This window comes from Verrucomicrobiota bacterium (assembly GCA_027622555.1).
Taxonomy (GTDB): domain Bacteria; phylum Verrucomicrobiota; class Verrucomicrobiia; order Opitutales; family UBA2995; genus UBA2995.
Genome location: JAQBYJ010000074.1, coordinates 18,759 through 29,417 on the forward strand (window position 1 = coordinate 18,759; position 10,659 = coordinate 29,417).

Consider the following 10,659-nt stretch of genomic DNA (forward strand, 5'->3'; position numbering starts at 1 on the left):
CTACGCTCCCGCACTTGTTTGAAAACTGCGCCTTGTTCTTCATCACATCTAGATTTTTTGAAACTATGAGGATAATTCTGATATTTATTTCGGTCTTATTCTTTGAGACCTCCATATCAGCAGCGGAGTTTCGCTTCGATTGGTCAACGAAAGTTAACCAAAAATGGATAGGCCGACACTTTTGGCAAAACTCCTATCGCGATTGGCAGCAAGCCAACGGCAGAATCGAGGTGACTCATCCAGGAGGAAATCGCTCCGCCGTCGTCACAAGTTTCGCCATCAATGCATCTAATGACTTTGAGATCACAATGAGGATGGGACAGCTACAAGCGGTTCAAACTGGAAAGAGCGGTTGGGGTGGATTTAAACTAGGATTACAAGGTAATCGTATCCACACCGAAAACTGGAAGAACCAGATGATCCACTGCATGGGAACTCCGGCTGGAATAACCTCAGACGGGAAACTCTTCGTTGATCAGATTAGGATAGATGCCCCGAAAATAACAAATGGGGATAACTTAACACTTAAACTGACTTCCAAAGTAAGCGGCAATCACACCGAGCTACGGCTGACTGCAGTAAGTGAATCCGGATCCGTGTCGGTAAGCGCTACCCTACCCGTTGAACAAGTTAGCGGCATGTTCGCATTAAGCTCACACAACGGAAAGATCGATCAACAGGCACGCTTCGACGATGGAAAAGCAAACGACGCGGGAAGTCTTGCTCATTGGTTTGATGAGTTCGAAGCAAATGGTGCCGGAATTATTTCAACACCCGAACGTCAGTTTGGACCTGTTGCATTCAATCAATTCTTAACCTCATCGGGTACGCTCAGGATGAATACACAGCTGACTCCATTCGAGCGGAAGTATGTCGAATCTATTGATCTCGAAATCTCTGAAAACAACAGCTGGCGAAAGATCGCGACCGGCAAGTACGACCAACCCTCCAGCTCTGCGCTTTTCACAGTGCCCCATTGGGATATCAATAATGACATTGATTACCGTATCGTTTGGAAAGGAATCGGATTCGATGGAGAGCTATATACCCATTACTACTCGGGGATGATAAGAGCCGAACCGACAAAAGAAGATGTAGTCCTCGGCTCATTCAATTGCATGCACTGGACCGGATTTCCCTATCAGGATTCGGTCGAGCAGATGCGGAAGATCAAGCCACACATACTGGCCTTCACGGGAGATCAACTCTACGAAGGTGCTGGTGGCTACGGTATTGTTACTTCTCCCCTCGAAGAATCTCGGCTCAACTACTTTCAGCATTGGTTTCTCCACGGTCTGGCCTTCCGTGAACTGTTGGCAGGTACCGCCTGTATGACTATCAACGACGACCACGACGTGTTTCATGGTAACGTGTGGGGAGAGTCAGGCAAAGCTACGGACGCAAATAAAACCGGGGCCGCCGCACAGGACTCCGGCGGTTACAAGATGCCGCCTCAATTCGTGAACCTGGTACAAAGAGGACAATGCGGGCACCTTCCACCTTCCCCAGACACATCGCCGGTTAAACAAGGGATTGAGACCTACTATACTGATGTTCGTTTCGCCGGAATTTCCTTCGCAGTATTGGAGGATAGAAAATGGAAATCCGCTCCCCAAAATATTCACACCGACACGGAGGTTTATAATGGGTATTTTAAAGACCCCGAATACGCCAAGGACACGGCCCATATTCGAAAGGTAAGCGCGGACGCGGATTTACTGGGAAATAGGCAGGAAGCATTCCTCGAGCAATGGGCTGCTGATTGGTCGGAAGGGACCTGGATGAAATGCGCCGTCAGCCAGACCGTGTTCAATACTGCTGCTACGGATGGCTTGAATAACAATGAACCCTGGGATCGTTATGCAGATGAAAACTTTCCGGTTCCAGGTGCATGGCCAAGTAATACCACGAATCCTTCACACGATATGGATTCCAACGGATGGCCACAAGACGCTCGTGATCGCTCAGTTCATCTTCTTCGAAAAGCCTTTGCCCCGCATATCGCTGGGGATCAGCATCTGGGTTCTACTATTCGTTACGGAATCGAAGAACACGATAGCGGCAGTGTAGCCTTCTGCGTTCCTGCCGCCAGTACAGGCTGGTCTCGCCTGTGGATGCCAAAAGCACCTGGAGTGATTGACGAGACATTTATAGGGAACATCGAAGGAGATGGTTTTACTTTTGATCCGAGAAATTACACCGGAAAATTCCTCGACGGTCAGGGAAACAAATTTACGATGCTCGCCACGGCAAATCCTTATAAACAAAACAAACGAAAACCAACCTGGTATCATGACCGCAATCCAGGTTACGGCATCGTTACCTTCCACCGTGAAAGCCACGAGATCACTCTGACAGCGTGGCCTTCCTTCGCAGGACCTCAAGGAAAAGGCGATGCGGGGCACCCTTACGCCGGTTGGCCTATTACGATTCAGCAAACCGACAACTATGCTCGAATTCCACAAGGCTTTATTCCTGAAGTTAAATTGAAAGATAATCCAGTAATTCAGGTGATCAACGATTCTACGGGAGAAATCGAATACACTATTCGTCCTGCCGGGGAAACCTTTCGACCGCATATTTTTGATCTCTCAGCCAACTACACCCTTCGTACCGGAGATCCGGATTCAGGTGTTTGGGATATTAAGGAAGGACTTAGGGCAACAAAATGATGTCAGGTGTCAGTAACCGAGTTTTGAAGGTGGTAGATTACAGAAAAATTCAAGACCTATGAGCAAAAAAACCTTTTTGGACGTTGAGGAGTTAATAGTGTATCAGAAGTTATGTGATTTGCATATTGATGTTTGCAAATTGACTCACGCGTGGCCGAAAGAGGAGCGATTCGAACTGGGCAGTCAAGTAAGGCGTTCCTCGAATAGTTCTCCGGCTCAATTGGCGGAGAAAAATGATGACCGTCATGTGCGCAACAAAATTGAGGGCATCCACATAAGCCGTGGAGAAGCAAGCGAATCGATCCACCATCTCTAAACACACATAATTCCGATGCTCCGAACCATTTTCATATTCTTCCTTGCCCTCACACTTCACGGCCACGCCTTCGCTCGGCCCAATATCGTTTTCATCCTCGCTGACGATCTCGGGATAGGTGACACCAAAGTTTATGGTGGTGACCGCTGTCTCATTCATACGCCCAACATCGACAGGCTCGCCGCAGGCGGTTTGCGTTTCACCGACGCGCATCCGAGCGCATCCGTATGTGGACCTACCCGCCTGGCGATTATGACGGGTCGTTATCCGTGGCGGAATCAGCAGCACGACCGAGGCGGAGCATGGGGCTTTACCGGGCTGAAGATCGATCCTGCTAAACGGCACACCTTGGGAGACATGTTTCGAGAAGCAGGCTACAAAACGGGTTACGTCGGCAAGTGGCACTTGGGAACATTAATGACCACCAATGACGGGGAAGTCCAAGGTGAGACAAATGTGGATTACACGAAACCTCTGAAAGTAGGTCCTCCAGAATTTGGGTTCGATTACAGTTTCATTCTACCTGGCTCGCTCGACATGTACCCTTATGCCTACGCGAAAAACAATGTCTGGCAGGGCGAGATCACCGCACAAAAAGGTTGGAGCGCGTTCAACCGTGTAGGCGATGCGGAAAAAGACTTTGAGGATCACGAGGTGCTCGAAACTTTCTTCGACGAGGCTGATGCCTACATAGGCCGACAGAAACAAAACGACCGTTTCTTTTTATTCTTGGCCCTTACTGCTCCTCACACCCCGACAAGTCCTGGAATAAACTGGCAGGGGAAAAGCAAGCTCGGCGTCTACGGCGATTTTGTCATGGAGGTTGATCATGCGGTGGAACGTGTCGTAAACACGCTCAAAAAACAAGGACTCTACGAAGACACGCTTATTCTCTTTTCATCCGACCACGGTCCGGCATCCTATGCGGGAAATATTTTGCCGGCTACCTATGGTCAGATCCATTTAATGGAAAAGAGCGGGCACTATCCAGGAGGACCTCACCGAGGCTACAAATTTTCTGTTTACGAGGGAGGACTCCGTGTTCCGTTGATTGCTCATTGGCCGGCGGTTATAAAACCCGGTAACACATCCGACGCTCTGGTCGGATTGAACGATCTGATGGCAACGTTCGCCGAGATTACCGAGCACAAGCTGAACCCCAAACATGCTCCAGACTCCATCAGCTTCGCAAAGGTGTTACGTAACCACAAAGCAGGTACTCAGCGTGAACATCTGGTTATGCAATCTGCCATGGAGGTATTTGTGATTCGCGACGGAGAGTGGAAGCTGTGCCTGGGCCCCGGTAGTGGAGCAAAAGGATTGTGGGGCAATGTCCCTCTTCCTGAGGACGCATGGAAAGTGGCACTCGAAAAACATAAGGAATCCCCTTCGCTGGAGGCTTTTCTCAACGCACCTTTTGTTCAGCTGTTTAACCTGTCAAACGATCCCCACGAAGACAATAACCTGGCCCAGCAACATCCTGACCGAGTAAAGGCCATGGTGAAACAACTGCAAAAGCAAATTGACGAAGGTCGTAGTACACCAGGACCCAAACTGGCAAACGACAAAAAGATAAACATCCACCAACGGCTTCCAGAGTTTGTGCAAGCACAGTTAAAGTAAACACTTTCTGGCAAATTGCCAAAAAAATAAGCAGCCTTTCAGAGAAATTGACTTCCGGGAGTTTATTGGGTTTCAACTAGTCATCCAATTCCTCGATCAATTCCACGTATTGGATCTCCATCATACTTATGAAAATTACCGCTGTTATCCCCTACGTTGCCTGGATTGGCTTCCGCAATCAATTGCTCGTCAAAGTTGAAGCCGACAATGGACAATATGGCTGGGGCGAGTCCGGTCTGTCTGGCCGGGAACTAGCAGTCGAGGGCGCAGTAAAACACTATCGTGAATTTCTAATCGGAAAAGATCCGCGTCAAATCGGAGGACTGTGGCAGGAAATGTATCGCAGCCAATACTTTGAAGGTGGGCGTATCCTCACAGCCGCCATATCCGCGATTGATATCGCTCTGTATGATCTGATAGCGAAAACTTTGGAGGTTCCCGTGTATCAGCTGCTGGGCGGCGCTCACCGTGATCGGGTCGAGTGTTTCGCCAGTTTTCCTGGAGACACTCCTATTGAGGAATACTCCGCACTTACCCGAAAACTCATGGACGAAAATTGGACCTCCTTCCGTCTCAACAACGTCGGCCCGCCTGGCGCAGACTACGAAGGCAAAGAGGGTTCCATCTTAAATACGCGCGACTCGAGCGCAGCTATCAGTCAAGCCATCCTTGCCTGCCGCGAAACCGCAGGCCCCACCGCCATGATCGGCTGCGACATGCATCACCGGCTCACCATAGCGGAATCTGCCACCTTTCTCCAGCGTCTTCCATCGGGCACGCTCGATTACATTGAAGAACCGATTCGCGACGAGTCTCCCGAAGCTTACGAAGCACTCCGCAAACTGACAGATGTGCCTTTTGCCATTGGGGAGGAGTTCGCAAGCAAGTGGCAATTCAAACCCTATATCGAACGCAACATTCTACAGTTTGCCCGCGTGGATGTCTGCAATGTCGGCGGCCTGACCGAGTCGATGAAAGTGGCTGCCATGGCTGAGTCGAACTACATTGATCTGCTGCTTCACAATCCACTCGGACCCATTTGCACGGCCGCTTCGGTCCACTTGGCGGCAGCCATCCCGAACTTTTCCCACCTCGAGTCCCGTGAATCTCCCGTCGAACAACTTCCCACCAGCGACGCGGACGTTTTCACGCAGCGCCTGCAACTCGTTGGCAACGCCTACCCCGTTCCAACAGCTCCAGGCCTCGGCGTCGAAGTAGACGAATCCGTCTTGAAAAAAATGTCGGTCAAACTCTGGGAACCACCCCGCCTCTGGCGCTCCGACGGCAGCTACCAAAACTGGTAGCGGGCTCGAACCGGAAACATCTGTTACTCTTCTTCTATGCCTGATTCTTCTCCCCATTCACCCAACCGTACCCGCAAACGTTTCATCGTCCTGGCCATATTGTTTGGTTGTGTCTGGATCAACTACATGAACCGCACGAACATCTCGATCGCCGGCACCACGATACGGGACGACCTGGGAATAGATCCATTAAAAATGGGATTGGTTTTCGCTGCGTTCAGTATGACCTATGGTTGGTTACAAATTTCAGGCGGCGCACTCGTCGATGGTTTTAAAACACGCCCCTTTTACGCAGCTATCATGTTCCTCTGGTCATGCACTACGGTGCTTCAGGGATTTGTAAACTCACTATTCAGCTTGGTTGGTCTCAGACTATCTCTCGGATTTTTTCAGGCACCGTCCTATCCAGCTCACAACAAAATGGTCACCCGTTGGTTTCCCACCAACGAACGCGCTACAGCCATAGCAATTTATACCTCAGCTCAATTTTTAGTGATGGCTTTAATGCCACCCGTATTTGTTTTCCTAATGAAGGCAGTCACCTGGAAAGGACTGTTTATTGTTACAGGAGCCGTAAGCATCGTGGGAGCCTTCGTGATGTACGCAATTTACCGTGATCCGATGGATCACAAAACTGTCAGCCAAGAGGAGCTAGATCATATTGAATCCGGAGGCGGAATGATCAAAGACAAAGCCGCGGTAAAATACTCATGGACACAAATACTCGTCCTCGTCCTAGCACCGTTGGCTTTAATTTTCATCGGGTACAAATACTCTTGGAAAGGTGTATTACTTGTTGGAATCGTTAGCGCACTAGGAGCCTACATAGCCTACTCGATCAAAAAAGACCCCAGGAAGAGAAACCCACCCAACCGTGAAGATCTTTATCCAACCGAATTGGAAAGCGAGGAATCCAAGAACCACTCAGACCAAGGATCAAATCCTACTCAGTCGGATTTTAATTGGGCTGACTTTCTTGAGGCTTTCAAACACAAAAAGCTCTGGGGAGTGTACATAGGCCAATTTTGCCTGGGATCGTTGTTTGTTTTTTTTCTCACCTGGTTTCCTACATATTTGAAAGACACGCGCGGATTAACCCTGGAGGCCATGGGCTATTGGACGATGATTCCTCCACTCGGGGCATTCTGTGGAGTCCTTTTATCAGGCTACATTTCAGACCTCCTAATCAAACAAGGCGTCTCTCCCGGAACATCACGAAAAATACCCGTGCTTTGCGGTATGGTCATAGGCGCTTCCATTATCGGTGCCAACTATACCGACAGCACGGGGATGGTTATATTCTTCATGACCGTCGCTCTCTTTGGTAACGGCCTGGCCTCTATCGCCTGGGTGTTTATTTCCTGCATCGCTCCGATCCGTTGTATGGGCATGGTTGGAGGGGTTTTCAACTTTATCGGCAATCTTGCCGGAATTTCCTTACCCATCATCGTTGGCATTTTTGCCAAAGACGGAGATTTCGAACCAGCGTTAATCTACATAGCCATCGTTTCCATCCTTGGATTTTGCAGTTACTTTTTTCTAGTCGGGAAAGTTGAGCGCATAGAGTTACCGGAAAGGTAATTCAATGTTTCCGGGAATGCCGAGCCTCAGCTTGGGTTTGGATTATTTTTTGCCGAGCTGGGGCTCAGCGTTCCCAGAGAGTACTGAGCTTTACATGTTTAATTATAAAACACAAAGATCCGGTTGTCCGGTTGACCTTCTCATTCTTTAACCACTATATCTCTTCCATGACCTTAAGACTCTTTTTTATAAGTGTGTTTTCATTACTAACGCTTGGAGCGTTGAGCCACGCAGCGGACGAGCGACCCCTCCGACAGGCTTCCGACTCCGCTCAAGAGCTTCGACGAGACACGCAGGACAGACCAAACATCATCATCATCATGTCGGACGACATGGGGTATTCCGATATTGGTTGTTATGGCGGGGAGATCAAAACACCGAATCTTGATTCTTTAGCGAAGGACGGAATCCGCTTCACACAGTTTTATAATACGAGCCGCTGTTGCCCGACACGCGCCTCCTTGTTGACCGGTCTTTATCCGCACCAATCAGGAGTCGGGCATATGGTGAGTGACTACGGTCTTCCCACGTATCAAGGAGAATTAAACAACAACTGCTTGACGATTGCGGAGGCTCTTCAACCGGCCGGTTATCGCACTTACATGAGTGGGAAATGGCATGTTACTCCCTACCTCTTTGAAGAAAAAAATCCGCCCAAGAACAACTGGCCTTTACAACGTGGGTTTGATAAATTCTTCGGAACCATCCACGGCGCTGGTTCTCTCTGGGATCCTTGCGGACTCGCTCGAGGAAATGAGTACATCACGCCCGAAAACGATCCTGAGTATACCCCCGAGCGCACTTGGTACTACACCGATGCGATTTCGGATAATATGGTAACGTATATTAAGGACCACGAGGCCAACCACAGCACCCGCCCGTTTTTTGCTTATGTCCCCTACACGGCTGCACACTGGCCGATGCACGCGCATCCTGAGGATATTGCCAAATATGATGGAAAATATGACAAAGGCTACACACCCATCCGTGAAGCGCGCGTGAAGAAACTCAAGGAACTCAAGCTGCTTCCAAACGATTGGGAAGTTTCTCCTCAGGTTGGAAACTGGGATGAGGTTAACAACAAAGTCTGGGAAAGTGCCCTTATGGAAGTTTATGCAGCGATGGTTGATTCCCTTGACCAAGGCATCGGAAAAATTGTGCAACAACTCAAAGACTCCGGCATGTATGAAAATACCCTGATTATTTTTCTACAGGACAATGGCGGATGCGCTGAAACCTTCGGACGACCAAATCGCGTAGGTCCGTTGGAACGCCCATCCGCGCCCACCCTGCCTCCCATGGGTAAGGACGAGCTCCAAACCGAAATGATTCCACCGCAATCACGTGACGGCTACCCGCTACGACGAGGGGAAGGCGTGATGCCTGGACCACCCGAAACCGAGATCGGTTATGGTGAAAACTGGGCCAACGTGTCCAACACTCCATTCAGAGAATACAAACACTACTCCCATGAAGGTGGTATCAGTTCACCGCTGATTGTTCATTGGCCAGAAGGATTTTCCGGCAAGGGAGACGCATTTCGAAATACGCCTCAAGGTCCTCTTTATGATTCTCCAGCACATCTGATCGATCTTATGGCAACCGCCGTGGATCTTGCGGGAACCAATTACCCAAGCTATCACAACGGCAACAAACTCATTCCTCTGGAAGGCATTTCACTACGCCCAGCTCTGGAAGGGAAACCACTGGAACGCGGGAAGCCCATCTTCTTCGAACATGAAGGCAATCGCGCTATTCGTGACGGAAAATGGAAGCTGGTATCCAAGGGCCCTACCAGTAAATGGGAACTGTACGACATGGAAAAGGACCGCACGGAAATGCACGACTTGTCTCTCAAAAACAGAGACGTCGCAACCTACATGATGTATCAGTGGGAACAGTGGGCTCATGAACGTGGCGTGGTGCCCTTCGGTTCCTGGAAGCTAAATCCAGAGGCGAAAAAAATCAATCTGTAGACATAGATGATCGGGAAATGGAGAAACAAGAAAGTTTGCCCACGGACAACCTATTCGAATGGCGTTCGCAAAACATTGCACCCAACTACACAGGACTGGCATGAAGGGGATAAGACGCTTCCCGATGGCACCTTCCCACACGCATCACGCTTCTATAAGAGCAAGGAAGACTAGTGTAATTCCCCGGGAGGTTGTTGTTTGATTTTTCATCCGTGCAGGAAAAAAAGCCGCATTACCACCTATAGGGGAATCCTCTATTAAAAGACACTGAATTTCTCCTTATACGACTAGTACCGGTCCCTATAGTTTAAAAATACCAAATATGTCTGACTCATGGTCAGACAATTGGGTCAGGAAACCTATTATACCTATGAAAAAATTATTGATATTGGGCTTCGCCATCGCGGCCTTTTCCATTAGTGCTTCGGCACAAATAATTTCGGCACTGGATCTTAGTGCCTCTTACGCCGCAATGTTTCAAAGCCTGCACGACGATATCGTCATAAATGCTGGTGATCCCATCAACGACTACTCAGGTGATGGTGACGACTGGGTTGCCGGATCAGTTTTGGCTGGCGCAAGTTTGGTCGCTGGAAAATATGACATCGTATTTGTCGGAGAAAATGCGGGTTGGACTACTAACGACTTATCAATTCTGACCGATGTAGCCGGTGACGGAAGTGGAGGAACTAGCACACTGATCTTTGCAGACATCAAAGATCCAGTTGCTAATACAAATACACTAACCGTTGGTAACTTCAAAACGTTGACGGTCGGAGCAGGTTCAGGAGTTGGATTGTTCGACTTTCTCCTTGACTCAAGTTCACACGGAGTAGGCGGATTATGGAGAGCCATTTATCCTTCAGAAAATAGCCCTAACCCAGGTGTTTTTGAGCATGCTTTAATTAACACCACTCTTTTCCCAGGAATTACTCTGTTTGCTTTTGAAGATATCGTTATCAACCATAGCGACTATGATTACGGGGACGCAGTATTTGCCCTCATCAGCAGAGGAGCTTCTGTTCCAGAGCCATCAACATATGGTATAATCGGAGCAATCGCGCTGCTTGGCCTTATCGCTTCAAGACGCATTAAGGCTAAAAAAACCTAAGCAAAACATAGCTAGACCCTGTTCGAAAAGCCGCTGGTTGTCCGTAAAATGCGCATGATAAAGTTTTGGAAAACCA

At 49.0% G+C, this 10,659-nt stretch carries 7 protein-coding genes; all 7 read left to right on the forward strand.

Annotation, left to right across the window (positions count from 1 at the left end; all coding sequences use genetic code 11):
* The first annotated feature begins 65 nt into the window (after nt 1-65).
* The 7 genes from O3C43_17380 to O3C43_17410 all read left to right on the forward strand — a co-directional run bounded on the left by O3C43_17380 (nt 66) and on the right by O3C43_17410 (nt 10,583).
* Nucleotides 66-2,672 carry a hypothetical protein gene (locus O3C43_17380; GenBank protein MDA1068263.1) on the forward strand — a complete coding sequence of 869 codons (2,607 nt, stop codon included), beginning with the start codon at nt 66-68 and terminating at the stop codon, nt 2,670-2,672.
* Nucleotides 2,673-2,730: 58 nt separating this feature from the next.
* Nucleotides 2,731-2,988 carry a four helix bundle protein gene (locus O3C43_17385; protein MDA1068264.1) on the forward strand — a complete coding sequence of 86 codons (258 nt, stop codon included), beginning with the start codon at nt 2,731-2,733 and terminating at the stop codon, nt 2,986-2,988.
* 15 nt (nt 2,989-3,003) lie between these two features.
* Nucleotides 3,004-4,611 carry an arylsulfatase gene (locus tag O3C43_17390; protein MDA1068265.1) on the forward strand — a complete coding sequence of 536 codons (1,608 nt, stop codon included), beginning with the start codon at nt 3,004-3,006 and terminating at the stop codon, nt 4,609-4,611.
* Between the two features lie 128 nt (nt 4,612-4,739).
* Nucleotides 4,740-5,915: a mandelate racemase/muconate lactonizing enzyme family protein gene (locus O3C43_17395; protein ID MDA1068266.1), complete on the forward strand. Its 1,176-nt coding sequence runs from the start codon at nt 4,740-4,742 to the stop codon at nt 5,913-5,915.
* Nucleotides 5,916-5,951: 36 nt separating this feature from the next.
* The gene (locus O3C43_17400) at nt 5,952-7,496 is read left to right on the forward strand and encodes an MFS transporter (protein MDA1068267.1); all 1,545 of its coding nucleotides are present in this window, start codon (nt 5,952-5,954) and stop codon (nt 7,494-7,496) included.
* Nucleotides 7,497-7,663: 167 nt separating this feature from the next.
* Entirely contained in the window at nt 7,664-9,472 is a 1,809-nt protein-coding gene (locus tag O3C43_17405) for an arylsulfatase (protein MDA1068268.1), read from the forward strand.
* A gap of 370 nt (nt 9,473-9,842) precedes the next feature.
* Nucleotides 9,843-10,583, forward strand: coding sequence for a PEP-CTERM sorting domain-containing protein (locus tag O3C43_17410; GenBank protein MDA1068269.1), 741 nt, complete (start codon nt 9,843-9,845; stop codon nt 10,581-10,583).
* Nucleotides 10,584-10,659: the final 76 nt, after the last annotated feature.